The sequence below is a fragment of the Streptomyces viridosporus T7A genome, from assembly GCF_008704515.1.
GTDB classification, from domain to species: domain Bacteria; phylum Actinomycetota; class Actinomycetes; order Streptomycetales; family Streptomycetaceae; genus Streptomyces; species Streptomyces viridosporus.
This window is the reverse complement of the sequence record NZ_CP023700.1, coordinates 3,658,527-3,684,472: the sequence shown is the minus strand read 5'-3', so window position 1 is coordinate 3,684,472 and position 25,946 is coordinate 3,658,527. Positions and strand designations below refer to the sequence as shown.

Annotated in this window: 21 protein-coding genes and 1 pseudogene; 16 read left to right on the top strand and 6 right to left on the bottom strand. The window is 73.1% G+C overall.

Features of this window, described 5'->3' with window-relative positions; translation table 11 throughout:
* Positions 1 to 91: 91 nt before the first annotated feature.
* From CP969_RS16940 to CP969_RS16920, 5 genes are all read left to right on the top strand, one after another.
* On the top strand, positions 92 to 691 hold the full coding sequence (locus CP969_RS16940) for a TetR/AcrR family transcriptional regulator (protein WP_016825888.1): 600 nt from the start codon (positions 92 to 94) through the stop codon (positions 689 to 691).
* A 173-nt stretch (positions 692 to 864) separates the two neighbouring features.
* Positions 865 to 3,084, top strand: a complete 2,220-nt coding sequence (locus tag CP969_RS16935) for an MMPL family transporter (RefSeq protein ID WP_016825889.1) — start codon at positions 865 to 867, stop codon at positions 3,082 to 3,084.
* Positions 3,085 to 3,266: 182 nt separating this feature from the next.
* Entirely contained in the window at positions 3,267 to 3,809 is a 543-nt protein-coding gene (locus CP969_RS16930; protein WP_004986958.1) for a YbaK/EbsC family protein, read from the top strand.
* Positions 3,806 to 4,651 (top strand): EamA family transporter, encoded by an 846-nt coding sequence (locus CP969_RS16925; protein WP_004986967.1) that lies wholly within the window; start codon positions 3,806 to 3,808, stop codon positions 4,649 to 4,651. Before CP969_RS16930 ends, CP969_RS16925 begins: the two co-directional genes overlap by 4 nt.
* 94 nt (positions 4,652 to 4,745) lie before the next feature.
* On the top strand, positions 4,746 to 5,021 hold the full coding sequence (locus CP969_RS16920) for a DUF1876 domain-containing protein (protein ID WP_004986968.1): 276 nt from the start codon (positions 4,746 to 4,748) through the stop codon (positions 5,019 to 5,021).
* A 13-nt stretch (positions 5,022 to 5,034) separates the two neighbouring features.
* Here CP969_RS16920 and CP969_RS16915 read toward each other — a convergent pair whose 3' ends face one another.
* Both CP969_RS16915 and CP969_RS33845 read right to left on the bottom strand, forming a co-directional pair.
* Positions 5,035 to 6,183, bottom strand: coding sequence for a serine hydrolase domain-containing protein (locus tag CP969_RS16915; protein ID WP_039831608.1), 1,149 nt, complete (start codon positions 6,181 to 6,183; stop codon positions 5,035 to 5,037).
* Positions 6,184 to 6,389: 206 nt separating this feature from the next.
* Positions 6,390 to 6,515 (bottom strand): annotated as a pseudogene (locus CP969_RS33845) (cobalt ABC transporter ATP-binding protein); the annotation flags it as partial.
* A gap of 114 nt (positions 6,516 to 6,629) precedes the next feature.
* On the opposite strand from CP969_RS33845, the gene CP969_RS16905 reads away from it, so the two are divergent.
* Positions 6,630 to 6,986: an SsgA family sporulation/cell division regulator gene (locus CP969_RS16905; RefSeq protein ID WP_004986970.1), complete on the top strand. Its 357-nt coding sequence runs from the start codon at positions 6,630 to 6,632 to the stop codon at positions 6,984 to 6,986.
* Between the two features lie 29 nt (positions 6,987 to 7,015).
* Here CP969_RS16905 and CP969_RS16900 read toward each other — a convergent pair whose 3' ends face one another.
* Positions 7,016 to 8,686 (bottom strand): penicillin-binding transpeptidase domain-containing protein, encoded by a 1,671-nt coding sequence (locus CP969_RS16900; protein ID WP_016825892.1) that lies wholly within the window; start codon positions 8,684 to 8,686, stop codon positions 7,016 to 7,018.
* 166 nt (positions 8,687 to 8,852) lie between these two features.
* The gene (locus CP969_RS16895) at positions 8,853 to 10,484 is read right to left on the bottom strand and encodes a penicillin-binding transpeptidase domain-containing protein (RefSeq protein ID WP_026085115.1); all 1,632 of its coding nucleotides are present in this window, start codon (positions 10,482 to 10,484) and stop codon (positions 8,853 to 8,855) included.
* A 440-nt stretch (positions 10,485 to 10,924) separates the two neighbouring features.
* Here CP969_RS16895 and CP969_RS16890 point away from each other — a divergent pair, with 440 nt between their 5' ends.
* Entirely contained in the window at positions 10,925 to 11,281 is a 357-nt protein-coding gene (locus CP969_RS16890; RefSeq protein WP_004986978.1) for a carboxymuconolactone decarboxylase family protein, read from the top strand.
* Positions 11,282 to 11,482: 201 nt separating this feature from the next.
* On the opposite strand, the gene CP969_RS16885 is transcribed toward CP969_RS16890, so the two are convergent.
* Positions 11,483 to 13,228, bottom strand: a complete 1,746-nt coding sequence (locus CP969_RS16885) for a dolichyl-phosphate-mannose--protein mannosyltransferase (protein ID WP_004986979.1) — start codon at positions 13,226 to 13,228, stop codon at positions 11,483 to 11,485.
* Positions 13,229 to 13,418: 190 nt separating this feature from the next.
* Here CP969_RS16885 and rsmI point away from each other — a divergent pair, with 190 nt between their 5' ends.
* The 5 genes from rsmI to CP969_RS16860 all read left to right on the top strand — a co-directional run bounded on the left by rsmI (position 13,419) and on the right by CP969_RS16860 (position 17,756).
* The gene (gene rsmI, locus CP969_RS16880; RefSeq protein ID WP_004986980.1) at positions 13,419 to 14,267 is read left to right on the top strand and encodes a 16S rRNA (cytidine(1402)-2'-O)-methyltransferase; all 849 of its coding nucleotides are present in this window, start codon (positions 13,419 to 13,421) and stop codon (positions 14,265 to 14,267) included.
* A 169-nt stretch (positions 14,268 to 14,436) separates the two neighbouring features.
* A complete protein-coding gene (locus tag CP969_RS16875) occupies positions 14,437 to 14,955 on the top strand; it encodes a hypothetical protein (protein ID WP_016825895.1) in 519 nt (172 codons plus the stop codon).
* Between the two features lie 48 nt (positions 14,956 to 15,003).
* Positions 15,004 to 15,903, top strand: coding sequence for a TatD family hydrolase (locus CP969_RS16870; protein ID WP_016825896.1), 900 nt, complete (start codon positions 15,004 to 15,006; stop codon positions 15,901 to 15,903).
* A 78-nt stretch (positions 15,904 to 15,981) separates the two neighbouring features.
* A complete protein-coding gene (gene rsmA, locus CP969_RS16865) occupies positions 15,982 to 16,863 on the top strand; it encodes a 16S rRNA (adenine(1518)-N(6)/adenine(1519)-N(6))-dimethyltransferase RsmA (RefSeq protein ID WP_016825897.1) in 882 nt (293 codons plus the stop codon).
* Complete coding sequence (locus tag CP969_RS16860; protein WP_016825898.1) at positions 16,860 to 17,756, top strand: 4-(cytidine 5'-diphospho)-2-C-methyl-D-erythritol kinase; 897 nt, start codon at positions 16,860 to 16,862, stop codon at positions 17,754 to 17,756. The genes rsmA and CP969_RS16860 overlap by 4 nt, the downstream gene beginning before the upstream one ends.
* A 5-nt stretch (positions 17,757 to 17,761) precedes the next feature.
* On the opposite strand, the gene CP969_RS16855 is transcribed toward CP969_RS16860, so the two are convergent.
* Positions 17,762 to 18,358: a Uma2 family endonuclease gene (locus tag CP969_RS16855; protein ID WP_026085116.1), complete on the bottom strand. Its 597-nt coding sequence runs from the start codon at positions 18,356 to 18,358 to the stop codon at positions 17,762 to 17,764.
* A 156-nt stretch (positions 18,359 to 18,514) separates the two neighbouring features.
* Here CP969_RS16855 and CP969_RS16850 point away from each other — a divergent pair, with 156 nt between their 5' ends.
* From CP969_RS16850 to CP969_RS16835, 4 genes are all read left to right on the top strand, one after another.
* Positions 18,515 to 20,329: an ABC-F family ATP-binding cassette domain-containing protein gene (locus tag CP969_RS16850; protein WP_004986990.1), complete on the top strand. Its 1,815-nt coding sequence runs from the start codon at positions 18,515 to 18,517 to the stop codon at positions 20,327 to 20,329.
* 243 nt (positions 20,330 to 20,572) lie between these two features.
* A complete protein-coding gene (locus tag CP969_RS16845; RefSeq protein ID WP_016825900.1) occupies positions 20,573 to 22,345 on the top strand; it encodes an outer membrane protein assembly factor BamB family protein in 1,773 nt (590 codons plus the stop codon).
* Positions 22,346 to 22,451: 106 nt separating this feature from the next.
* Positions 22,452 to 24,377, top strand: coding sequence for an outer membrane protein assembly factor BamB family protein (locus CP969_RS16840; RefSeq protein WP_150474941.1), 1,926 nt, complete (start codon positions 22,452 to 22,454; stop codon positions 24,375 to 24,377).
* A gap of 256 nt (positions 24,378 to 24,633) precedes the next feature.
* Positions 24,634 to 25,326 carry a helix-turn-helix transcriptional regulator gene (locus tag CP969_RS16835; RefSeq protein ID WP_026085117.1) on the top strand — a complete coding sequence of 231 codons (693 nt, stop codon included), beginning with the start codon at positions 24,634 to 24,636 and terminating at the stop codon, positions 25,324 to 25,326.
* Positions 25,327 to 25,946 lie beyond the last annotated feature (620 nt).

Here is a 25,946-nt window from a genome sequence, read left to right as displayed (position 1 = left end):
CCCTTAAGTGAGTGGGGTATTCTCGCCCTGTACGAAACGGTTTCGTTCGGCGCGATGGGTCGGACCGGAGTGGAACGGGAAGGTGGAGGGGATGGGCGAAGCCGCGACGGCACGTCGCAGCCGGATCACCCCCGAGCGCGAGGCCGAGCTGTACCGGGCCGTGCTCGACCTGCTCCGTGAGGTCGGCTACGACGCCCTCACCATGGACGCCGTCGCCGCCCGCACCCGGTCCAGCAAGGCCACCCTCTACCGCCAGTGGGGCGGCAAGGCCGAGCTGGTGGTGAAGGCGCTGCGGAGCCAGAAGCCGGGCAGCATCGCCGACATCGACAGCGGCTCCCTGCGCGGCGACCTGCACGCCATCATCGCGCGTGAGGACGACTGCGCCATGGAGCAGAACGTCGCCCTGATGCGGGCGCTGTCCATGGCCGTGCACATGAACGACGACCTGCGCCAGGCGTTCAAGGAACTCCTGGTGGAGCCGGAGATCGAGGAGTTCCGGCGGATCATCCGGCAGGCGATCGACCGGGGCGAGGTCCGCCCCGACAATCCGGCGCTGGAGTACGTGACGCACATGTTCGTGGGCGCGTTCGCCACGCGGACGCTGATCGACGACCTGCCGCCCACCCAGAGATTCCTCGCCTCGTACATCGACGCCGTGGTCCTCCCCGCCCTCGGCGTCTCCACCGGCTGACCGCCGCCCGGTCAGTCACCACCTGACACCAGGTCAGTCACCACCTGACACCACCCGTCACCACCTGACGCCACCGCACCCACCGCCCCGAGGGCGTGGGTGGTTCCCCCATCGTCGTCGGGCTGATCACCCCTGCCCAGAAGTACCCACGACTTGATCGGGAGTACGCCCCCGTGGCCACTTTCCTCTACCGACTCGGCCGGTTCTCCTTCCGGCGACGGCATGTCATAGCCCTGTTCTGGGTGGCGCTGCTGGCGCTCGCGGGCGTCGGCGCGGCCGGCGCCCCGGCGGCCGGCCCCACCTCCTTCTCCATCCCCGGCACCGAGGCCCAGAAGGCCTTCGACCTGCTGGAGGAGCGTTTCCCCGGCGCCAGCGCCGACGGAGCGACCGGACGCGTCGTCTTCAAGGCGCCCGCCGGCGAGAAGATGACCGACGCCGAGAACAAGGCGATCGTCCAGAAGACCGTCGAGGAACTCTCCGGCGGCTCCGAGGTCGCCCGCGTCACCGACCCCTACGAGGGCGGCGGCGTCAGCCAGGACGGCACCATCGCCTACACCTCGGTGAGCTACAAGGTCTCCGGCCTGGAGCTGGAGGAGTCCTCCCGCGACGCGCTGGAGGGCGCCGCCGAGGACGCCCGCGACGCCGGGCTGACCGTGGAGATCGGCGGTGACGCACTGCAGGCCGTCCCGCACACCGGTGCCGCCGAGGTCATCGGCATCGGCGTGGCCGCGGTCGTCCTCGTCATCACCTTCGGCTCGCTGCTCGCGGCCGGCATGCCGCTGCTCACCGCGATCATCGGCGTCGGCATCGGCGTCGGCACCATCACCGCGCTGGCCGGCACCCTCGAACTCGACTCCACCACCCCCATCCTGGCCACGATGATCGGCCTCGCGGTCGGCATCGACTACGCGCTGTTCGTCGTCTCCCGCTACCGTGCCGAACTGGCCGAGGGCCGCGAGCGCGAGGAGGCGGCCGGCCGCGCCGTCGGCACCGCGGGCTCCGCGGTGGTCTTCGCCGGCCTCACCGTCGTCATCGCCCTGGTCGGCCTCGCGGTGGTCAACATCCCGCTGCTGACCAAGATGGGTGTCGCCGCCGCGGCCACGGTCGCCATCGCGGTCGTCATCGCCCTCACCCTGGTCCCGGCGCTGCTCGGCTACGCGGGCCGCCGGGTCCGCCCGACCGGCGAGAAGAGCGGGCTGCTCGGCGGCCGCTCCGAGAAGGACGGGAACGAGCGGAAGCCGCAGCGCCCGAACATGGGCACCCGCTGGGCGAGCTTCGTCGTGCGCCGTCCCGTGGCGGTCCTCCTGCTCGGCGTCGTCGGCCTGGGCGCCGCGGCCGTCCCGGCGGCCTCCCTGGAACTGGGCCTGCCCGACGACGGCTCGCAGCCGACGTCCACCACGCAGCGCCGCGCCTACGACCTCATGTCGGAGGGCTTCGGCCCCGGCTTCAACGGGCCCCTGGTGGTCGTGGTCGACGCCGAGGGCAGCGACGACCCGCAGGTCGTCTTCCAGCGGACGAGCGACGACATCAAGGCCCTCGACGACGTGGTGGCCGTGGCCCCGGCGGCCCCCAACAAGGCCGGCGACACGGCGACGATCACCGTCGTGCCCGAGTCCAAGCCCTCGTCGGTGGCGACCGAGGACCTGGTGCACGGCATCCGTGACGCGGGCCGGGACATCACGGCCGACACCGGGGCCGACGTCCTGGTGACGGGCGCCACGGCGATGAACATCGACGTGTCCCAGAAGCTCAACGACGCGCTGGTCCCGTACCTGATCCTGGTGGTCGGCCTGGCCTTCCTCCTGCTGATCGTGGTCTTCCGCTCCATCCTGGTCCCGCTGAAGGCGGCCCTCGGGTTCCTGCTGTCGGTGCTGGCGGCCCTCGGCGCGGTGGTCGCGGTCTTCCAGTGGGGCTGGCTGTCCGGCCTGATGAACGTGGAGCAGACCGGCCCGGTCATGTCGATGATGCCGATCTTCATGGTCGGCGTGGTCTTCGGACTGGCCATGGACTACGAGGTGTTCCTCGTGACCCGGATGCGGGAGGCCTACGTCCACGGCGAGCAGCCGAGCCAGGCCGTGGTGACCGGCTTCCGGCACGGCGCCCGGGTGGTCACGGCCGCCGCGGTGATCATGATCGCGGTCTTCTCCGGCTTCATCGGCTCCAGCGAGTCGATGGTCAAGATGATCGGCTTCGGCCTCGCGATCGCCGTCCTCTTCGACGCGTTCGTCGTCCGCATGGCCATCGTCCCGGCGGTCCTGGCCCTCCTCGGCAAGAAGGCCTGGTGGCTGCCGAAGTGGCTGGACCGGGTCCTGCCCAACGTGGACGTCGAGGGCGAGGGCCTGCGCACGGAGGACGACAGGAAGGACGAGGACCGGGCACTCGCACGGGCCTGACGGTCCGGAACCACCGAACCGGCCGGTGAGGGCTCCGTGGGGACGGGGCGCCCTCACCGGCCTCCCCTTCACCGCCCCGCGCCGGCCGTTTTGAAAGCCGTGCGGGCGCGGGCGCGGGTGGCCCCGCGGTCACCGGCGAACCCGGTCGCCCGCGCCGTACGGCCACCGCTACGGTGCCGCTCATGACGACGACCGACGGCGGTTCCGACGCCCACCCCCGTTTCGCCGAGGCCTTGCGCGCGCTCGGGCTCGACGACCTGACCGCGCAGGTCCGCCGCTTCCCGGAGGCCACCCGGACCGCCGCCGAGGCCGCCGCCGCGATCGGGTGCGAACTGAGCCAGATCTGCAAGTCGCTGGTCTTCGCCGCATGGGGGTCCCCCCTGCTCGAGCAGGGCGGGGAGCCCGGGGAGGGCGTGCCGGTGCTGGTGCTGGTGGACGGTGCCTCGCGGGTGGACGTCGAGCGGGTGCGTCAGGAGCTCGGGGCCGCGAAGGTGACCCGGGCCGGGGCCGGCGTCGTGCGCGAGACCACCGGGTACGCCATCGGCGGCGTGCCCCCCTTCGGCCACCGGACGCGGACCCGTGTCCTCGCCGACCGCTCCCTCCTCGACCACGACGTGGTGTGGGCGGCGGCCGGCACTCCGTACAGCGTCTTCCCGATGGAACCCGAGACGCTGGTCTCCCACGCCGGCGGCACCCTGGTGGACGTGCGCGAGCGCACCTCGTGACCCCGCTGGTCACCACGGCCGTCCTGCTCGCCGCGGTCACCCACGCCGGCTGGAACGCCATCGCGCACCGGATCACCGACAAGCTGGTCGGGTTCGCGCTGATCTCCGGCGGCGGACTGCTGATCGGGCTGGCGCTGGTGCCGTTCGTGCCGTTCCCGGCGGCCGGGGCGTGGCCGTACCTGCTCTGCTCGGCCGCCCTCCACATCGCGTACTACGCGCTGCTGATGACGTCCTTCCGGCTGGGCGACTTCGGCCAGGTGTACCCCCTCGCCCGGGGCAGCGCGCCCCTGATCGTCACGGTCCTCGCCGCCGTCTTCGCGCACGAGGTGCCGGACGGCTGGGCCGCCGCCGGGATCGTCCTGTCCTGCGCGGGCCTGAGCGGCGTCGCCCTGTGGGGGCTGCGCGGGCGCCGGCCCGACTGGGCGGCGATCGGCGCGGCGCTGGCGACCGGCCTGACCATCGCGGTGTACACGGTCGTCGACGGGCTCGGCGTCCGTGCCTCCGGTTCCCCCCTCGGCTACATCGCCTGGCTGATGGCGGTCCAGGGCACGGTGATCCCGGCGTACGCGCTGTGGCGCTGGCGGCGGCGGGCGCCGGCCCTGCTGCGGCCGCACGCCGGCCTCGGGCTGCTCGGCGCCGCGCTGTCCGTCGCGGCGTACGCGCTCGTCCTGTGGGCCCAGACCCGCGCCGAACTCGCCCCCGTCGCGGCCCTGCGGGAGTCCTCGATCATCGTGGGCGCGGCGATCGGGGCCCTGTTCTTCAAGGAGCGCTTCGGCGCCCCGCGCGTCGCGGCGGCCGGGCTGCTGGTCGTCGGGATCGGGCTGATGCTGCGCGCGGGGTAGGCGAGGGCGTCGTCCCGGGCGGGCCGCCGTCGGCCGGGTGCGTCCGGGCGGGGGGAGGAGCACCCTGGAATGAGAACTTCCGGAGGTGATCGTCATGATGCACACCGCAGTGGGATGGCACGTGGAACTGGAGTTCCAGGAGGACGACCAGCACACGCGTGCGGCCGCGCTGCTCCGGCTGCCCGACGGGACCGAGGTACGGGCACACGGCCGTGCGACCCGGCACCACACCGACGCTAATCAGCCCAGGATCGGTGAGGAGGTCGCCGGCGCCCGGGCCTTGAACGAACTCGCCATGCAGCTGCTGACCAAGGCGCACGACGAGATCGACGCGGCGTCGGGCCGCATCTCGCACCCGATCCACGTGTAGGGGTGGGGACTTCTCAGCCCACCACGTGCCGCACCGCCCGGATCAGTGCCTGCGCCCGGGGGTCCGCCGTCACGGTGCGGCGCAGGCCGTTGGTGACGTAGCCGAAGGCGACGCCCGTCTCCGGATCGGCGAAGCCGAGGGAGCCGCCGCGGCCGGGATGGCCGAAGGAGCCCGGGCCGAGGAAGGGGGAGGCGCCTCCGTGCAGCATGTAGCCGAGGCCGAAGCGGGTGCCGACGACCAGGACGCGGTCCGGGCCCGCCGACTCCTCGGCGCGGGCGAGGTGGACGGTGGCCGGATCGAGGAGACGCACGCCGTCGACCGGCCCGATCAGTGACGCGTAGAAGCGGGCCAGCCCGTCCGCCGTCGCGATGCCGTTCGCGGCGGGCAGGACCGCCGCGCGGAACGCCGGGTCGTTCTGGTCCGGGAAGGGAGTGATCGCGGCGAAGGCCCGGCGGGTGAGGGAGGCCGGGTCGGCGTAGGCGTCGGCGACCGCGCGCTTGGGGCGGGCGCGGAGCACGCCGGGCTGCTCGACCGGGCCGACCCGGCCCACCCGGTGCGCCCGCGCGTCCGGCAGCCCCACCCACAGGTCCAGTCCCAGCGGGCCGGCGATCTCGGACGCGATCCACTCGCCGGAGCCCCGGCCGGTCACGCGCCGCACCAGCGCGTCGAGCAGCCAGCCGTAGGTGAGGGCGTGGTAGCCGTGGTCGGTGCCCGGCTCCCACGCGGGCGGCTGGGCGGCGAGCGCCTCGGCGCTGCGCAGCGGGTCGGCCGCCTCCCGCAGGGTGAGCGGGTGGTCCAGGGCCGGGAGCCCGGCGCGGTGGTTCAGCACGTGCCGGACCAGCACCCGCTCCTTGCCGTGCGCCTTGAACTCCGGCCAGTGGTGGCCGACCGGCGCGTCCAGGTCCAGCTCGCCGCGCTGGTGCAGCAGCAGCAGGACGGCGGCGGCGACGCCCTTGGTCGCCGAGCGCACGACCTGGGCCGTGCCCCGCTCCCACGGCTCGGTGCCGTCGACGTCCCGCACACCGGCCCACAGGTCGACGACCCTGCGCCCGTCCCGGTAGACGGCGACCGCCGCGCCCCGGTCGCCGAGCGTCCGGAAGTTCCGTGCGAACGCCGCCCGGACCGGCTCGAAGCCCTCGGCCACCGTGCCGTGCACGTCCACGTCCCCGTCCGCCCGCGTGCTCGCGTCCGCACCCACGTTCGTCGGTTCCTTCCGGTCGGCTGAAGAACAGGTGGCGGCCGCTCGGGGCGGCTGCCTGTGACAGTGGGTGCAACAGCCGTCGTTCGCCTGCGATTCCTGGGGCGTGCCGGGGCGGCGCGACCGTCGTGGCGGTGCTGCCGCCTGTCCGGCCGCTCAGCTCCGGCCGCTCAGCGTCCCGGGGCCGCCGGGACCGAGCGCGGGTCGAAGCCGTGGGGCAGCTCCAGGCGGTGCGCGCGCATCAGGCCGTCGTCGGCGAGCAGGTCGGCCGTGCCGCCGTCCGCCGCCCTTGCGCCCGGCCCGTGACGTCCGCTAAGCGGAGGCGCGGATTCCGGAATGTGTGCACCATGGGGCGAGGGGTGGGTACACACGGCTTGTCCTGCCGACGACACAGCGTAAGGGGCCCACCGATGTCCGTAGTCGAGCAGCACGCACGAGCCCACATCGTCACGGACACCCTGGAAGAGGACGACGGGGCCGTACCCGTGGTGCTGCGGTACGACCCCGGGCGGGACCCCCGGCGCGTCCTGATGAGGCTGCCGGGCACCGGGGCGCGCGAGTGGACCGTCGAGCGGGAACTGCTCGAGCGGGGACTGCGCACCCCCGCGGGCCTCGGCGAGGTGCGGGTGTGGCCGTGCGGCCGGGTGCAGACCGTGGTCGAGTTCCACTCCGCGCACGGGGTGTCGGTGGTGCAGTTCGACACCAAGACCCTGGCCCGGTTCCTGCGGCGGACGTACGTCGCCGCCGCGGAACCGGTGCCGCACTGAGGAGCCGGGTACGCGCCGGGCGCGGGGGCTCAGCCGCCGCTCTTCAGCAGCGCCGCCACGAGCGGCCCGGCCGTCGAGCCGCCGTGACCGCCCTGCTGGACGACGCCCGCGGCCGCCAGGTCCCCGCGGTACGCGGTGAACCAGCCGTTCGGCTTCTTCTGCCCGTCGACCTCGGCCGATCCGGTCTTGGCGCCGATCTCGCCGCTCACCCCGGCCATCGCCTCCGCCGCCGTGCCGGCGGTCGCGGTGTACGACATCAGCTCCCGCAACTGCGCCAGCGTGCCGGCCGACATGGTGCGCGCGGCCGTCGCCAGCTTGCGCCCGTCCACCTCGGGCGAGACCAGGTACGGCTGGCGGAAGACGCCCGCCCGGACCGTCGCCGACACCGACGCCATGTTCAGCGGGTTCATCCGCACCCCGCCCTGGCCGATGAGCGAGGCCGCCATCGGGGCCTTCGACTGCACCGGCACCGCGCCGTCGAAGGTCGGCACGCCGACCTGCCAGTCGTTCTTCGCCAGCCCGAAGACCTGCTGGCTCTGCTCGGTCAGGTCGTCGTCCTCGAGCTCGGGCGCCTGGCTGATGAAGGCCGTGTTGCAGGAGCGGGCGAAGCTCGCCCGGAAGGTGCCGTCATCGATCTGGAACTTGTCCAGGTTCTGGAACTTCCAGCCGCCGTAGCTGAAGTACTTCGGGCACGGGTGCTTCTCGTCCATGGCGGCGAGGCCCTTGTCGAGCAGCAGCGAGGCGGTGACCACCTTCATGGTGGAGCCCGGGGCCAGCGAGCCCTGGAACGCGGTGTTGAAACCGTGCGAGGAGTTCGCCACCGCCAGGATCTCGCCGGTCGACGCGCGCAGCGCCACCAGTGACGCCCGGGCCTTCTTGGCCACCTGCGCCTCGGCGGCGGCCTGCAGGGACGGGTCCAGCGTGGTCCTCACCGTGCCGGGCGTGCCCTCGCGCAGCTCCAGCAGGGTCTTGTCGGACAGCTCCGCCTTCTCGGACTCCTTGCCGCGCACCACCCGCAGCTCGACGCCCGCCGTGCCGCCCGCCTGCTCGCCGTACTTCTCGCGCAGGCTGTCCAGCACCGTCCCCAGGGACGGGTACTTCGCGGTGGTCAGCTCGCCGCCGTTGCGGTCCAGTGCCTTGACCGGCGGTGTGCCCGCCTCGCCGGTGACCAGCCGGTCGCCGTCCTTGAGGTCGGGGTGCACGACGGCGGCCCGCCAGTCCACCCGCGGAGCGCCGTCCCCGGCGCGGCGTATCACGGTCAGCGTGCTGTCGTACGCCAGCGGCTTGCCGAGGCCCTCGTACGCGACCGTGCCCTTCACGGAGAAGGGGACCTCGTCGCCGGCGCGGGTACCGGCGGTGAGGGTGAGGTCCTCGATGCGGGCGTCCTTGGCGTAGCCGGTGAGCAGGGCGGCGGCGGCCTTCGGGTCGTCGGTGGCGGCGGCGGCCTCGCTCACCTTCCCCGACTGCCAGGCGGTGAGGAAGCGCTCGGCCGTGGTGGTGACCTCGGCGGCGGACAGCGGGCCGGTCCTGGTCTCGGCCTGCTGTTGGGTGGAGGCCGTGCGCGTCCCGTCCTCGGCGGCACCACCGCCGGACAGCGCGTAGGCACCGAACCCGGCGCCCCCGACGACCACGGCGATCACTCCGCCGAGCACGGCGGGTCTCGTCTTCCGTCGCTCGGCGATGTGCCCTCTGTTGCCCACTGTGTTCCGTTCCTTTGCTGCTCGCCGGGCTCCCGCGGCCCTGGTGGCGCTCTGGTGCTGATGGTGCGTGGCGTTCACGGCGCGCGCGCCGTGCCGTCGCGCCGGTGGCGCTCATGTGTGCACACGACGGCCACCACCCTAGAGTCCCTGCCCGGGTACGGCGCGCTCAGGAGTCCGCTCGTAGCACGGCTGCGACAATCGGACCGGCCGCGTCGCCGCCGCGGCCGCCCTGCTGGGCCATGGCCGCCGCCGCGACGTCGTTGCGGAAGCCGGTGAACCAGCTGTCGGCGGTGTCGTTGCCGTCGACCTCCGCGGAGCCGGTCTTCGCGCCGATGTCGCCGCCGAGCCCGGCCATGGCCTCGGCGGCGGTGCCCTGGGTGGCGGTGAGCCGCATCATCTGCTTCAGCTGGGCGGCGGTGCTCGCGCTCAGGCCCTCGGCCCGCGCCAGCCGCCGGCCGTCGAGCTCCGGGGAGACGAGGTACGGCTGGCGGAAGGCACCGGTGACGGCGGTGGCCGTCACCGAGGCCATGGTCAGCGGGTTCATCTGCACCTGGCCCTGGCCGAGGGCGTTCGCCGCGCGGTCCGGGCCGCCGGAGGCGGGGACGCTGCCGTCGAAGGAGACGATGCCGGTCTTCCAGTCGTCCCGGCCGATCCCGAAGCGCTCCTGGGCCTCCCGGGTGAGCGAGGCGTCGGTGAGCGGCTCCTCGTCGACGAGCTTGACGAAGGCCGTGTTGCAGGAGTGCAGGAAGCTGTGGGCGAGGGTGGCGCCCTCGTTCGGCCGCAGGCCGGTGAGGTTCTTGAAGGTCTGGCTCTGCCAGGTGGCGGTGGGCGGGCAGGGCGCCGGGCCGTTCATCGTGGTCACGCCGTTGTCGATGAGCATGGCGGCGGTGATGATCTTCATGGTGGAGCCGGGGGCGACCCGGCCCTGGAAGGCCGCGTTGAACCCGTCCCGGCGGTGGTTGGCCACCGCCAGCACCTCCCCGGTGCTCGGCTTGACCGCCACCACCGACGACTCGGCGAACCGCTTCACGGCCTTCTCGGCCGCGGCCTGCACCCCGGCGCTGAGCGTCGTGCGCAGCTTGCCCGGCCTGCCCTTCGCGAGGGTCAGCAGCGGGGTGTCGGCGGCGGTCTCGTCGGCGTGCCGGACCACCAGCTCGACACCGGGGGTGCCGCCCGCCTTCTCGCCGTACTTCTCGCGCAGGGTGTCCAGGATCGGTCCGAGGGAGGGGTACTCCTCCCTCGTCAGCACGGTGCCCTCGCGGCCCACCGCCTCGACGGGTGGCTGCGCGGACTCCCCGGTGACCAGGGTGTCGCCGTCCCGGAGTTCGGGGTGCACGACGGACGGTTCCCAGTCGACCAGCGCCCGCCCGGTGGTCCTCCCGCGCACGACGGTCAGCTCGCTCCGGTAGGTCAGCGGCGCGGACTCGCCCGCGTGGGTGACGGTCGCCTTCACGGTGAACGGGACGGTGGTGCCGGTGGCCGTCCCGGGCGTGATCCGCACGTCGCCGATGTGCGCCTCGTCGCCGTACGCCGCCAGCAGCGCCCCGGCGTCCTGCGCGTTGTCCGTGTACGACGCCGCCCGCGTCGCCTGCCCCTTCTCCCAGGCCGCGAAGAACTTCCCGGTCGTCTCCGCCACCTCGTCCCGGTCCGGCGGCCCGGACTTCGGCACCGACGCACCGGTGCCGCCTCCCCCGTCACCGCTCATCGCCGACACGAAGTCGTGGACGCCGTACGCGGCCCCGCCCACCATCAACGCGAACACCCCGCCGACGACGGCGGCCTTGCCTCCCTTGCGCACCGGGTCCTCCCCCTCACCGCCGAACCCCACGTCTTTCTGAACGCGTTCAGACAACTCGGCGGTGAGCACTCTATGTGCGGGGGGTGACGGACGGGGTGGCCGTTTCCCTTTGTTGTCCGAAAGGAGATCGATTCGGCCCGCCCCGGCCCGGGGGGTCGATTCCGGGCAGAGGGAAGGAAGTTCCTCCTCCGGGGACGTTTCGCACGCCCCACCCGGTGACGTGCGGGAGGGCGGCGTGCGGGAGCAGGCCGACGGCCTGCCGGACGAGCGGTGCACGCCTGCGGTCACCGCAGGACCAGCGCGTCCGGCCCCTCGTCCGGCTCGACGCGCGCCCTCACCCGAGGGCGCCTACGCTTGAGTAGCAACCGCTGGCCAGGGGGGATTCCCGCGTTGAGCGGACGGCGGTTCGACTTCCCACGGAACCAGAAGGCGGCCCACCCATGGCTACTGCACCTGAGACTCCCGTACTCGACACGATCGCCGCCATGACGATCGACTCCGTCGAGCGCTGCCACATGGACGAGCGGACGCTCATCCTCGCCCGCATCGCCGCCCTCGTGGCCATGGACGCACCGGCGATCTCCTACCTGGCCCACATCAACCCCGCGGTCAAGGCCGACTTCACGGTCGAGCAGCTGCAGGACCTCCTCGTCGCGATCGCCCCCGTGGTGGGGACGGCACGCGTCATGTCGGCGGCGGGCCACATCACGCGGGCGCTCGGTGTCACGCTCGCCCTGGGTGAGAGCGAAGCCGAAGCCATAGCCCGGGCCGAGGCCGAGAGCCGCGGCGCCTCCTGAGACGAACCCGCCGCGCCGCTGTTCCCGTCGAGGGGCCCGGGGCGCGGTCTCCGGCTCCTCCCCGGCTCCTCCCCGGCTCCTTTCCGGGTCGTCTCCGGGCCGTCCGAGGGCGGCCCGTGACGGCCGTCGACGACCGGCGACGACCACGACGACCGAGTGTCCGTCGTGGTCGTCGCCGGTCGTCGTGGTGGGTCCGCCCGGCTAGACCCAGGTGTCCAGCCACATCCGCGCCCGCCAGTCGTCGATGGGGATCGACGTGCCGGTGTACAGGGGCCAGAAGTAGATGAAGTTCCAGGCGATCAGCAGGGTCAGGACGCCGGCCGCCGTCGCGCCCGCGACCCGGCGGGTGTCGGAGGAGCGGGGCGGGCCGACGACGGCGCCCAGGAGCATCGCCACCGCCAGGCACAGGAAGGGCAGGAAGACGATGGCGTAGAAGAAGAAGATCGTGCGCTCCTGGTACAGGAACCACGGCAGGTACCCGGCCGCGACACCGCAGGCGATGGCGCCCGCGCGCCAGTCGCGGCGGAAGAACCAGCGCCACAGGACGTAGAGGAGGGCGAAGCAGGCCACCCACCACAGCAGCGGGGTGCCGATGGCCAGGACCTCACGGGCGCACTTCTCGCCCGCGTCGACGGGGCAGCCGTCCGTGCCGGGGGCCGGGGACTCGTAGAAGTAGGAGACCGGGCGGCCGGTGACGAGCCAGCTCCACGGGTTGGACTGGTAGGTGTGCGGCGAGGACAGGCCGACGTGGAAGTCGTAGACCTGGTTCTCGTAGTGCCACAGGCTGCGCCACCAGTCGGGGAAGAGCCAGGACCAGGCGCTGTCCCTGCCGTCCTTGGTCGCCCAGTCGCGGTAGTAGCCGCCGGTGCCGTCGGACGGGGACAGGATCCAGCCGATCCACGAGGCGAAGTAGGTGAACACCGCCACCGGCACGGTGGACAGGAACGCCCAGCCCAGGTCGCGCTTCAGCACCGCCAGCCGGGGCCGGTGCGCGCCCGCGACCCTGCGGGCGCCGACGTCCCAGAGCACCGTCAGCACACAGAACGCGGCCATGATGTACAGGCCGTTCCACTTGGTGCCGATCGCCAGGCCCAGCATCAGGCCCGCCGCCAGGCGCCAGGGGCGGAAGCCGATACGGGTGTGCTCCGCGACGTGCGCGTCCGGCCGGGCCCGGCCGTCCGGTCCCACGGGCAGCGCGGCGGCGAGTCTCTCCCGCGCCCGGTCCCGGTCGACCACCAGGCAGCCGAAGGCCGCGAGGACGAAGAACATCAGCACGCCGTCGAGCAGCGCGGTCCGGCTCATCACGAAGTGCAGCCCGTCCACCGCCATCAGCGCGCCCGCGAGGCAGCCGAGGAACGTGGAGCGGAACAGGCGCCGGCCGATGCGGCACAGCAGCAGGACCGACAGCGTGCCCAGCAGCGCCGTCATGAACCGCCAGCCGAACGGGGTGAACCCGAACATCAGCTCGCCCAGTCCGATGACGTACTTGCCGACCGGCGGGTGCACGACGTACGCCGCGTCCGTCGGGATGGGGATGTCCCCGCCCGAGGAGAGGATCAGGTTGTTGGCGTTCTTGTCCCAGTTGACCTCGAACCCGCGGTGGATCAGCGCCCACGCGTCCTTGGCGTAGTACGTCTCGTCGAATATCACCGCCTTGGGGCTGCCCAGGTTCCAGAACCGCAGCACCCCCGCCAGCAGGGTGACCAGCAGCGGGCCGCCCCACGCCGACCAGCGGGTGATCCGGTCGGCGAGCGCCGGCGGCGCCCCGAGCGTCGACCACAGCCGTTCCGACGGCTCCGTGTACGGCGGCACCAGACGGTCGCGGACGTCGCCTCTGGGGCTCCTCGCCGAGTAGCCGAAACGGCGCAGCCGCTGCTGCCACGACGGCCGCTGCTCGTGCGGCGCCTGGTCCTGCCGGATGTCCGTGGAGGACGCGGTACTGGTCACCGCGCCATCGTAGGGAAAGGCGCTGTGGGAGTCCCGCGCCCGGGCGGTATGCCCCGCCTGTGCGGGTTCCGAGGGGGTCCGGCCCTGCTCTCCCGGTCCTGCTCCCGGTCCTGCTCCTGGGCGCGTTCCGCCCGTGGTCCGCCCGTGCTCCGGTCGCATGCGGGGTCCGCGGCCCTGGGAGGATGGGGGCGTGACCGGAACCCTCGTACTCGCAGGCACCCCCATCGGCGACGTCTCCGACGCCCCGCCCCGGCTCGCCGAGGAGCTGGCCGGCGCCGACGTCGTCGCCGCCGAGGACACCAGGCGGCTGCGGCGGCTGGCCCAGGCGCTCGGCGTGACGCCCGGGGGGCGGGTCGTGTCGTACTTCGAGGGCAACGAGTCCGCCCGTACGCCCGAGCTGGTCGAGGAGCTGGTGGGGGGTGCCCGGGTGCTGCTGGTGACGGACGCGGGGATGCCCTCGGTCTCCGACCCGGGGTACCGGCTGGTCGCGGCGGCCGTCGAGCGGGACATCAGGGTCACCGCGGTGCCCGGGCCGTCCGCCGTGCTCACCGCGCTCGCCCTGTCCGGGCTGCCCGTGGACCGGTTCTGCTTCGAGGGGTTCCTGCCCCGCAAGCAGGGCGAGCGGCGGTCGCGGCTGCGGGAGGCGGCCGGGGAGCGGCGCACCCTCGTGTACTTCGAGGCCCCGCACCGGCTCGCCCCCACGCTCGCCGACATGGCCGAGGCGTTCGGCGGCGACCGCCGGGCCGCCGTCTGCCGGGAGCTGACCAAGACGTACGAGGAGGTCAGGCGGGGCCCGCTGACCGAGCTCGCCGCGTGGGCGGCCGAGGGCGTGCGCGGCGAGATCACCGTGGTGGTCGAAGGGGCGCCGGAGAAGGGGGCCGAGGAGGTGGACGCCGCCGAGCTGGTGCGCCGGGTGCGGGTGCGCGAGGAGGCCGGGGAGCGGCGCAAGGAGGCGATCGCCGCGGTGGCCGCGGCGGCGGGGGTGCCGAAGCGGGAGGTGTTCGACGCGGTGGTGGCGGCGAAGAGCTCCGGGGAGTAGGCCCGCTGCCGGCCGGCCCGTCGGCCCCTCGGCAAAGGAACCGGGACGGCACCGTAAAGAACGGTCAAATCGGGCTCAATGTTCGTCAGGGGCGGTGCATCCGGGGGCAGCCGGGAGTCCACTGGGGACAGGGCGGATCCGTTCCGCCCGCGGACCGACAGGAGCCGGCATGACCGAGATCGCAAGGCCGACCGGGCTGCGCGCGGGCGCGACCGACGTCGTCACCGAGTCGTACGCCTTCGCCTGCATGCGCTGCGGGTACGGCTGGGAGCAGACGTACGAGATACAGCACCACACCGACGCCGAGGGCCAGGACTTCGTGGTGTGCGTGGCGGACGGCCGGATCATCCCCTCCCCGCTGAGCCGCCCGACGTGCCGGATCTGCGACGGTCACCTGGTGCGGATCATGCGGGCGGGCCGGGTCGCCTCCGCCCGCGACGCCGCCCACCGCGAGCGCCTGGTGCCGCCCGCCGGCCCGGTCGAGGCGCCGTGGGACGCCGAGGGGACGGTGCCGGCCGAGGAGCGCCGCCCCGGGGACCGCCGCCACCGGCACCTGTCCGACCTGCTGCACCTCTTCCACCGGGAGGACCACCGGGGGGCCAGTCGGGAGGACTACCGGGAGACCGGCCGGGAGGACCACCGGGAGACCGGCCGGGAGTCCCACCGGGCAGTCCGCCGGGAGGGCTGACGCCCGTGCCCGGACGGTGCGGAACGGCCCTTCCGTAGGATCGGGGACATGTCTGCGAACGCCCCCGACAAGCCCGGCACGCCCGGCAAGGACACCGCCCCGCCGCTCCCGGAGCCCCTGCGGGTGCCGGTCGCGGACTCGCACACCCACCTCGACATGCAGTCCGGCACGGTGGAGGAGGCCCTCGCCAAGGCGGCCTCGGTGGGCGTGACCACGGTCGTGCAGGTCGGCTGCGACCTCGCGGGCTCGCGCTGGGCGGCCGAGACGGCCGCGGCGCACGACGCCGTCCACGCGACCGTCGCGCTGCATCCCAACGAGGCCCCGCGCATCGTCCACGGGGACCCCGACGGCTGGTCCCGGCAGGGCGCCCGCGAGCCCGGCGGGGACGCGGCGCTGGACGAGGCGCTCGCCGAGATCGACCGGCTGGCCGCGCTGCCCCAGGTCAAGGGCGTCGGCGAGACCGGTCTCGACTACTTCCGCACCGGGCCGGAGGGCAAGGAGGCGCAGGAGCGGTCCTTCCGCGCCCACATCGAGATCGCCAAGCGGCACGGCAAGGCCCTGGTGATCCACGACCGCGACGCCCACGCCGACGTCCTGCGCATCCTGAAGGAGGAGGGCGCCCCCGAGCGGACCGTCTTCCACTGCTACTCGGGGGACGCGGAGATGGCGGAGATCTGCGCCGCCGCCGGACACTTCATGTCGTTCGCCGGCAACGTCACCTTCAAGAACGCGCGGAACCTGCGCGACGCGCTCGCCGTCGCCCCGCCGGACCTGCTCCTGGTGGAGACCGACGCGCCCTTCCTGACGCCGGTGCCCCACCGCGGGCGGCCGAACGCCCCGTACCTGGTGCCGGTCACGGTGCGCGCCATGGCCGCCGTACGGGGCGTCGACGAGGACACCCTCGCCGCGGCCCTCGGGGCGAACACGGCCCGTGCCTTCGGCTACTGACCCGCACGCGCGTCCCCGCGGGGGCGGGCGTGCCGCGCGGGTGAACCGGGGCGCCCGGCCGCCCCGTACCCTTGTCCCGTGACCAGCCCCACCCCCGCCGACGCCCTCCTGGGCCCCGCCGACGTCCGTGAACTGGCGGCCGCCCTCGGCGTGCGGCCCACCAAGCAGCGCGGCCAGAACTTCGTCATCGACGCGAACACGGTCCGCCGTATCGTCCGCACCGCCGAGGTCCGCCCCGACGACGTGGTCGTCGAGGTCGGCCCGGGGCTCGGCTCGCTCACGCTGGCGCTGCTGGAGGCGGCCGACCGGGTCACCGCCGTCGAGATCGACGACGTCCTGGCCGCCGCGCTGCCCGCCACCGTCGCGGCCCGCGCGCCCGGGCGCGCCGAGCGGTTCGCGCTGGTCCACTCCGACGCGATGCACGTCACCGAGCTGCCCGGCCCCGCCCCGACCGCACTGGTCGCCAACCTCCCCTACAACGTGGCCGTCCCGGTGCTGCTGCACATGCTCGAGACCTTCCCGAGCATCGAGCGCACCCTGGTGATGGTCCAGTCGGAGGTCGCCGACCGGCTCGCCGCCGCGCCCGGTTCGAAGGTGTACGGCGTGCCCTCGGTCAAGGCCAACTGGTACGCCGAGGTCAAGCGGGCCGGTGCCATCGGACGGAACGTCTTCTGGCCGGCGCCCAACGTCGACAGCGGGCTGGTCTCCCTGGTCCGCCGGGCCGAGCCGCCGAAGACCACCGCCTCCCGGCGCGAGGTCTTCGCCGTCGTCGACGCCGCCTTCGCCCAGCGCCGCAAGACGCTGCGCGCCGCGCTCGCCGGCTGGGCGGGCTCGGCGGCCGCCGCGGAGGCCGCCCTGGTCGCCGCCGGGGTGTCGCCGCAGGCCCGGGGGGAGTCCCTGACCGTCGAGGAGTTCGCGCGCATCGCCGAACACGCCCCGCACAAGGAGTCCGCCGCGTGAGCGTCACCGTCCGCGTCCCCGCCAAGGTCAACGTCCAGCTCGCGGTCGGCGCCGCCCGCCCCGACGGCTTCCACGACCTGGCCAACGTCTTCCTCGCGGTCGGCCTGTACGACGAGGTCACCGCGACCCCCTCGCCGGACGGACCGCGGGTCACCTGCGAGGGGACGGACGCCGGCCAGGTCCCCCTGGACCGCACCAACCTGGCCGCCCGCGCCGCCCTCCTGCTCGCCGAGCGGTACGGCCGCGACGCCGGTGTGCACCTCCACATCGCCAAGGACATCCCGGTCGCCGGCGGCATGGCGGGCGGCAGCGCGGACGGCGCGGGCGCGCTGCTGGCCTGCGACGCGCTGTGGGGGACGGGCGCCTCGCGGGAGGAACTGCTCGACCTCTGCGCCGAGCTGGGCAGCGACGTGCCGTTCAGCCTGGTCGGCGGGGCGGCGCTGGGCACCGGGCGGGGCGAGAAGCTGACGGAGCTGGAGGTCGGGGGGACCTTCCACTGGGTGTTCGCGATGGCCGGGCGCGGACTGTCCACCCCGGCGGTCTTCCGCGAGTTCGACCGGCTGGCCGAGGGCCGGGACGTCCCCGAGCCGGTGGCCTCGCAGGAACTCCTCGACGCCCTCGCCAAGGGCGACCCCGACGCGCTCGCCGCCGCCGTCTCCAACGACCTCCAGCCGGCGGCGCTGTCGTTGTTCCCCGAGCTCGCCGACACCCTCGCGGCCGGGCGTGCGGCCGGGGCGCTGGCCTCGCTGGTCTCGGGGTCGGGGCCGACCACGGCGTTCCTCGCCCGGGACGCGGAAGCGGCGGACGAGGTCGCCGACGCCCTGCGTTCCTCCGGGACGTGCCGTTCGGTGCGCACGGCGGCGGGGCCGGTGCCGGGGGCGACGGTCGTCTGAGGGGCTCAGGACCGCGTTTCGACCGTGCCCAGGTCGATGGCGATGGCAGAGGGCTTGTCGACCTTGAGCCGGTCGTGGTGCATGCCCATGTGCACGTAGGACCGTGTCATCGGGTCGAGTTCATAGACGTGGACGAGGGGCCGGCCGGTGGTCCCGTCCTGCTCGACCCGCCAGTAGTGGGGGATTCCGGCGAGGGCGTACTTGTGCGGCTTGGTCGTACGGTCACGGGACTCCGAGTCGGGCGAGACGACTTCCACGGCGAGGAGGACGTCCTCGGCTTTGAAGCTGGTCTGGTCCAACCCGGTGACCGCATCGGCCCGGACCACGCTGACATCGGGTTCGGGGCCGTTGCGTTCGTCGAGGACGACGGTCATCTCCCGCTCGACGCTGAAGTCCGGGCCGAGGGAGCTTCGTAGACCGTTGACCAGAAGGTCGATCACAAGGAAGTGGAAACGGCGCTGCGGACTCACGAAGACCAGACTCCCGTCGATCAGCTCGGTGTGCGGCGGGAGATCCGGCAGGGTGAACAGGTCGTCCACGGTGTAGCCGTCCACGGGCGGCACCGGCCACGGGTGGCGGTGCTCTACGGACTCGGCGGTCATGGTGCCTCCCATGGACGGGATCCTGCTGCCTGCCCCCTACGGTAGCCGCCCGTTCCCGATCACGTCATCACAAAGAGTGACGATTCCCTCGCATCCCGGTCGCCGTCGGGCACGCCCTACGCTGGATAGCCGATCGATCCCCCAGGCAGGAGTGAAATGGCCGTCAATCTGGTCAATGTCGAGAACGTCAGCAAGGTGTACGGCACCCGTGCCCTCCTCGACGGCGTCTCGCTCGGCGTGTCCGAAGGGGACCGGATCGGGGTCGTCGGACGCAACGGCGACGGCAAGACCACGCTCATCCGGATGCTGGCCCGGCTGGAGGAGGCCGACACCGGACGGGTGACGCACTCCGGCGGGCTGCGCATCGGGGTGCTCACCCAGCACGACTCCCTCGACCCCGCGGCCACCGTCCGGCACGAGGTCATCGGCGACATGGCCGACCACGAGTGGGCGGGCGACGCCAAGGTCCGCGACGTACTGACCGGGCTGTTCGGCGGGCTCGACCTGCCCGGCTTCCCCAAGGGACTGGACACCGTCATCGGACCGCTGTCCGGCGGCGAGCGGCGCCGGATCGCGCTCGCCAAGCTGCTCATCGAGGAACAGGACCTGATCGTCCTCGACGAGCCCACCAACCACCTCGACGTGGAGGGCATCGCCTGGCTCGCCGGACACCTGCGCGAACGGCGCTCGGCCCTGGTCTGCGTCACCCACGACCGCTGGTTCCTCGACCAGGTCTGCACCCGCATGTGGGACGTGCAGCGCGGCACCGTGTACGAGTACGAGGGCGGCTACTCCGACTACGTCTTCGCCCGCGCGGAGCGCGAGCGCATCGCCGCCACCGAGGAGACCAAGCGGCAGAACCTGGTCCGCAAGGAACTGGCCTGGCTGCGCCGCGGGGCGCCCGCGCGGACCTCCAAGCCGCGCTTCCGCGTCGAGGCCGCCAACGAGCTGATCAGGGACGTGCCGCCGCCCCGCGACAGCAGCGAGCTGATGAAGTTCGCCTCCACCCGGCTCGGCAAGACGGTGTTCGACCTCGAGGACGTCACCGTCCAGGCCGGACCCAAGGTCCTGCTCGAGCACGTCACCTGGCAGCTCGGCCCCGGCGACCGCATCGGCCTGGTCGGCGTCAACGGCGCCGGGAAGACGTCCCTGCTGCGCGCGCTGGCCGAGGCGGCCCGCACCGAGGGCGAGGCCCAGCCCGCGGCCGGCCGCATCCGCGTCGGGAAGACGGTCAGGCTCGCCTACCTCTCCCAGGAGGTCGCCGAACTCGACCCCGCCTGGCGGGTGCTCCAGGCCGTGCAGCAGGTGCGCGAGCGCGTCGACCTCGGCAAGGGGCGCGAGATGACCGCCGGGCAGCTGTGCGAGACGTTCGGGTTCAACAAGGAGAAGCAGTGGACGCCGGTCGGCGACCTGTCCGGCGGTGAGCGGCGCAGGCTCCAGTTGCTGCGCCTCCTCATGGACGAGCCCAACGTCCTCTTCCTCGACGAGCCCACCAACGACCTCGACATCGAGACCCTCACCCAGCTCGAGGACCTCCTCGACGGCTGGCCCGGCTCGATGATCGTCATCTCCCACGACCGGTTCTTCGTCGAGCGCACCACCGACCGGGTCTTCGCCCTCCTCGGCGACGGCACCCTGCGGATGCTGCCGCGCGGCATCGACGAGTACCTGGAGCGGCGCAGGCGGATGGAGGAGGCCGCCGCGGCCCAGGCCCCGGCACCCGCTCCCCGCACCGGGCCGGACGCCCCCGAGAGGAGCGCCGCCGACCTGCGCGCCGCCAAGAAGGAACTGCAGCGGATCGAGCGGCAGCTGGACAAGGTCTCCGAGAAGGAGGCCAAGCTGCACACCGCCATCGCCGAGCACGCCACCGACTTCGCGAAGGTCGCCGAACTCGACGCCGAGCTGCGGGAACTGGCCGGTCAGCGGGAGGAGCTGGAGCTGCGCTGGCTGGAACTCGCGGAGGACGCCTGACCCGCGCGCGCCCCCGCACGCGTCCACGTGCGGGGGCGCGCACGGCGTGGAGAGGGCGTGAAGGCGCGTAACGGGGGCATCACAGGGCGGTTCTCCCTTGGGAACAGGGGCTGACGCGGCCCGCTGCGCCGTCGGTACCGGGTGATAGAAAGAGCCCGTCTGAGAACTGTCTGAAGACGACTCTGGGTTCATCACGTACCTCAGGGCGTGGCTAAAAATCAGTGAGTAAGGGGGAACGCGCTGATGACTCAGCCGCCCAACCAGCCGCCGCAGGGTGGTTTCGGAGCGCCGCAGGATCCGCCGCCGGGCGGGGGCTTCGGGGCGCCGCAGACGCCGCCTCCTCCGCAGGGCCCGCCCCCGACCCCGCCGTCCGGCGCCCCGCAGCCCGGGTACGGCTACCCGCAGCAGCCGGGACCGTACGCCTCGGGGCCGTACGCCTCCGGCCCCTACGGGCAGCCGCAGCAGCCGGGGCCCTACGGACAGCCGCAGCAGCCGGGCCCGTACGGGCAGCCCGGGTACGGCTACCCGCAGCAGCCGCAGTTCCCCGGGGCTCCCGGCACGCCGCCCCCCGGATCCGGCTCCCGCAACCCCTTCAAGGGCAAGCCGGCCCTCGTCGTCGGCGCCGCCGCGGCGGCGCTGCTGGTCATCGGCGGCACCGTGTGGGCGGTCTCCGGTGACGGCGGGGAGGACAAGAAGCCGGTCGCCCGGCAGAGCGACGACGCCAAGCCCGGGCCCGGCGCCTCCGGCGCCCCGGTCAACCCCGGCGACGGCAGCGGCGACGGCGGCGAGGACCCGGAGAACCTCAACGAGGGCCGCCGGGCAGGCGAGTCCAAGGTGCTCTGGTACAAGGAGGCGCCCGACGCGCCCGGGTCCGGCGCCGACGCCCCCGGCATGTGGATCACCGACAGGACGGCGGTGAAGGCGGCCTACACGCAGCTGTCCGCCTACCGCGTCGGGGACGGCAAGCCCGCCTGGGAGCCCCTCGTCCTCCCGCACAAGATCTGCGCGGTCACCCCGGAGAAGACGGCCGACAACAAGATCGTCGTCGCGCACATGAGCGGCAAGAGCGACCGCGCCAAGTGCAACCAGCTCCAGCTCGTCGACCTCGACACCGGTGAGAAGGGCTGGACCGAGGAGGTCGCCGACGGCGCGCTGTTCGACTCCGCGCTCTCCATCAAGATGACCCTCGTCGGCGACACGCTGATGGTGGGCCGCTCGCAGTCCGGCACGGCGTACGACGTGACGAGCGGCAAGAAGCTGTTCGAGTCGAAGAAGTACGGCGACGCCTGCTTCCCCTCCGGGTTCGCGGGCGGCGAGCGGCTGATCCAGGTCGCCTCCTGCGGCGCCGGCGGCGACAACGCGCACGACGAGGTCCGGGAGCTCGACCCGAAGACCGGCAAGGTGAAGTGGACCCAGAAGTTCGACAAGGGATGGCGCGTCGAGCGCGCCTACTCCGTCGACCCGCTGGTCATCTACAGCACCAACAGGGACAAGAAGGCCTGGAACATCTCCACCTTCACCGCCACCGGCCAGTTCCGCTCCGAGGTCGGTTTCGACGAGGACTTCGCCCCCACGTGCGACTGGGCCATCCTGGCGCGCGACCTCCAGGGCTGCGAGGGCGTCGCCGCCGACGCCGACACCCTGTACCTGCCCACCAAGGCGACCACCGGCGCCAACGAGATCGTCGCGGTCAACCTCGCCGACGGCAAGGAGAAGTGGCGGGTCAAGTCCCCGGCGGAGGAGTCGATGGTGCCCATGAAGGTCGAGGGCGGCAAGCTCATCGCCTACGTGGAGCCCTCGTACGACGCGGGCGGCCGGATCGTGTCCATCCCGACCACCGGCAGCAGCCACGAGCCGGTCGGGCTGATGCAGAACCCGCAGAGCGTCGCGAAGATCGAGGACAGCTTCTACAGCAGGTCGATCGACTGGGTCGACGGACGCTTCTACCTCTCGACCACCCGGCTGACCGGCAACGACGAGTCGAAGGAGAAGCTGATGCTCGCCTACGGCAAGTGAGGCGCACGACGGCGGCGAGGCGGGCCGGCCCCGGACGGCCGGCGCCCTCGCCCCGTCCGGTCACCCACCCCGTCGCAGCCCGTCCCCTCCCCGAGGTACTCACGCCATGACCCAGCCGCCTCAGCCGTCCGACCAGCCGCCCCAGCCGTCCGACCGGTCCCCGCAGCAGCCGGGCTTCGGCCCGCCGCAGCCACCCGCCCAGCCCTCGCAGCAGCCACCCGCTCCGGGCGGGCCCGATCTCACCAAGGCTCCCGAGCCCGGATACGGGTACCCGCAGACCCCGCAGTCGCCTCCGGCCGCCCCGCCGACACCCCCGCCGTCCGGCGCCCCGCAGCCCGGATACGGCTACCCGGGGCAGCAGCCTCCGGCCGGGTACGGCTACCCCGGGCAGCAGCCGGGACCGTACGGACAGCCGCAGCAGCCGGGACCGTACGGACAGCCGCAGCAGCCGGGACCGTACGGACAGCCGCAGCAGCCGGGACCGTACGGGCAGCCGCAGCAGCCGGGTCCGTACGGGCAGCCCGGGTACGGCTATCCGCAGGCGACCGTGCCGATGCCGCAGCAGCCGCAGCCGGGCGGTGGCGGGCGGAAGCCCAACGCGCAGCTGGCCATCATCGTCGCCGCGGTCGTGGCCATCGCCCTGATCATCGGCGGTGGCGTCTGGTACGCCTCCTCCGGCAAGGACGACGACAAGAACACCTCCGCGGACTCCGGCGGCACCGGCGGCAAGGACAGCAAGAACGGCGGCGAGGGCGGCACCACCGCCGGCGGCGCGGAGAAGGCCCCGGCCGACCCCGGCTCCAAGGTCCTCTTCCAGGTGCCGGCGCCCGAGGTCCCCAAGGGCAGCACGACCATCGCCACCTCGGGCTCCTGGGTGACCGACACGGTGTACGCCAAGAGCGGCATCGCCGAGATCGTCGGCTACGACCGCGACAAGGGCACCGAGCAGTGGACGATCGACCTGCCCGGGCCGGTGTGCGAGGCCAGCGGTCATGTCACCGAGGACAACAGGACGGCGATCGTCTACAAGCCGGCCATGCCGACCAAGACCGACCCCCAGCGGTGCACGCAGGTCGGGGTGATCGACCTGGCGGCGGGCAAGGAGCTGTGGTCCAAGACCGCCAAGACCGGCACCATGCCGATCAGCTTCAACAACGTCACCCTCAGCGGGGGCACCGTCGCCGCGGGCAGCACCAGCGGAGGCGCCGCCTGGGAGATCGGCTCCGGGAAGCAGCTGTGGGCCCCCAAGACGTCCGACACCTGCTACGACGCCGGGTACGGCGGCGGCGAGAAGCTGGTCGCGGTGCGCAAGTGCGGTTCGTACGGGCAGCGCCAGCTGCACATCCAGACCATCGACCCGAAGTCCGGGACGGTGATCAGCGAGTACAAGATGGACGAGGGCATCGACTACGCCGGCATCGTCTCCACCGACCCGCTCGTCGTGGCGGCCGACGTCGGCGACTCCGCGGGGGACGGCAGCGGCATCTCCGACTTCTTCTCCATCGACAACAAGACCGGCGAGCTGCGCACGCGCATCTCCGCGCCGGGCGAGGAGTACGGGGCCCGCTGCGAGACCATCACCAAGATCGAGAAGTGCAGCGGACTGGCGGTCGGCAACGACCGGCTGTACATCGCGACCGAGGAGCACGAGAGCACCGGCAAGTACAGCCGGACCAACGAGGTCGTGGCCTTCGACCTGGGCACCGGCAAGAAGACCGGTCAGCGCGCCGACGCGGGGGACGGCTACGAGATCGTCCCGCTGCGGATGGACGGCGGCGACATCCTGGCGTACAAGCGTCCGCCCTACGACAAGGGCGGGCAGATCGTCAGCATCGACGGGAGTTCCTTCGAGCAGACGACGCTGATGGAGAACCCGGCCACGGAGTCCGTGCGGGACGTGGAGACGCGGATGCTGCCGGACAGCGCCGAGATCCTGTTCACGCAGGGGAGGCTGTACATGTCGGGCGTGTACGCCAGTGACTTCTCGACCTCGGAGAAGAGGTACCTGGTGATCGCCTTCGGCACGGGCTGATCCCCTGCTCGCCCGTCCGGTCCGCTTCCACGGCTCCGTCCCCGCTCGGGGGCGGAGCCGTGCGCGTACCGCTCATCACGTGCTCATCGCCACCGAACGCGAGAATTTCGGCGATCCGGGGCGATTCTCGCCGGTAGGGGGAGCGCAACGTCGAACAAGCGTGTAGCTTCCGGGGGCATCCACGGGGATCCACCGGAGGGTCCGGGCGGGGTGACGGCGCGCGGGGGTGTGCGCGGTATGGGGGGTTGGTTGTTCGATGGGAGTGCGGCTGATGGTGGTCGACGACCACCGATTGCTCGCGGAGGCGCTGGCCTCGGCGCTGAAGCTGCGGGGGCACCGGGTGCTGGCCGCGGCGGCGCCGGCGGCGGGGGCGGCGGACCTGGTGATCAGCCGGGCGCCGGAGGTGTGCCTGCTGGGGACGGCGACACCGGCGGAGCCGGGGATCTTCGACCCGGTGGTGAAGATCAAGCGGGAACGGCCGCAGGTGGCGGTACTGGTGCTGGGGCCGGTGCCGAGCCCGCGCGGGATCGCGGCGGCGTTCGCGGCGGGGGCGTCGGGATACGTGCGGCACGACGAGCGCATCGAGGGCGTCGAGCGGGCGATCATGAAGGCGCGGGCGGGGGAGGCGGCGGTGGCGCCGCAGTTGCTGCAGGGGGCGTTCGGCGAGCTGCTGAACCCGGTGGCGCAGCCGGACGACGAGGGGCAGCGGCTGTTGCGGATGCTGACGCCGAGGGAGGTGGAGGTGCTGGTGCGGGTGGCCGACGGTGAGGACACCCGGCTGATCGCGGCGGGCATGGGCATCGCCCCGTCGACGGCGCGGACGCATGTGCAGCGGGTCCTGATGAAACTGGGCGTGGGGTCGCGGCTGGAGGCGGCGGCACTGGCGGCCCGGACGGGGCTGCTGGACCGGGCGGGGCCGGTACGGCGAGTGATGTCCGCGGAGGACTGACCCGGCGGGACCGTGCGGGCTCGGGTGCGGGGGTGACGCCTGCGGTGCGTCGGGGGCGGAGTCGGGGCGGACGCCGCATCCCCGCGGGCACGTGTGGCCTCCCCGGTGCCCCGAGGGCCCGGGAGGAGCCCCCCGCCCGCTCCCGGGAGGAGCCCCCGGGAGCGGCACGGACGGGCACGGCGGCGCCTCGCCGGCGCCGGGCCGCGCTCCCCGCCCGCGTCGGCGTTGGGCCACCGGGTGACGCCGGTTCGCTCTTCCCCCTTCTCGTCCGGCTCGTCCGGCTTCTCGTTCGGCTTCTCGTCCGGCAGGACGTCCGGCGGCGCGGCCGTCGGCCCCGTCCTCAGCCACAGCAGGAACAACCGGCCCGGGATCGGCGTCCCCAGTCCGGCCCACAGGTGAATGCCGACGCCCTCGTCCTCGTCGTTCGGCCGCCGAGAGGGCGGGGGGCGTGAGGTTTGTGGGGGTCTGTGTGTGGACGCGCTTCGGTGCGTGAACCGGCACCTGACGGAAACCGCACCTTCGCGTTCAGTCGTCGAACGCTTCTGTTGATGTTTTTTGTTCGATGGTGATGCGTGATGGTCCTGATGGGTTGTGTTTTGGTATGTTGGGTTCTGTTGGAA

Bases quoted from the DNA above. Each gene is read 5' to 3' on its own strand.
- CP969_RS16940 (WP_016825888.1), top strand. From the start codon at position 92: ATGGGCGAAGCCGCGACGGCACGTCGCAGCCGGATCACCCCCGAGCGC.
- CP969_RS16930 (WP_004986958.1), top strand. From the start codon at position 3,267: ATGACGACGACCGACGGCGGTTCCGACGCCCACCCCCGTTTCGCCGAG.
- CP969_RS16920 (WP_004986968.1), top strand. From the start codon at position 4,746: ATGATGCACACCGCAGTGGGATGGCACGTGGAACTGGAGTTCCAGGAG.
- CP969_RS16905 (WP_004986970.1), top strand. From the start codon at position 6,630: ATGTCCGTAGTCGAGCAGCACGCACGAGCCCACATCGTCACGGACACC.
- CP969_RS16890 (WP_004986978.1), top strand. From the start codon at position 10,925: ATGGCTACTGCACCTGAGACTCCCGTACTCGACACGATCGCCGCCATG.
- CP969_RS16875 (WP_016825895.1), top strand. From the start codon at position 14,437: ATGACCGAGATCGCAAGGCCGACCGGGCTGCGCGCGGGCGCGACCGAC.
- CP969_RS16870 (WP_016825896.1), top strand. From the start codon at position 15,004: ATGTCTGCGAACGCCCCCGACAAGCCCGGCACGCCCGGCAAGGACACC.
- CP969_RS16855 (WP_026085116.1), bottom strand. From the start codon at position 18,358: ATGACCGCCGAGTCCGTAGAGCACCGCCACCCGTGGCCGGTGCCGCCC.
- CP969_RS16850 (WP_004986990.1), top strand. From the start codon at position 18,515: ATGGCCGTCAATCTGGTCAATGTCGAGAACGTCAGCAAGGTGTACGGC.
- CP969_RS16845 (WP_016825900.1), top strand. From the start codon at position 20,573: ATGACTCAGCCGCCCAACCAGCCGCCGCAGGGTGGTTTCGGAGCGCCG.
- CP969_RS16840 (WP_150474941.1), top strand. From the start codon at position 22,452: ATGACCCAGCCGCCTCAGCCGTCCGACCAGCCGCCCCAGCCGTCCGAC.
- CP969_RS16835 (WP_026085117.1), top strand. From the start codon at position 24,634: ATGGGAGTGCGGCTGATGGTGGTCGACGACCACCGATTGCTCGCGGAG.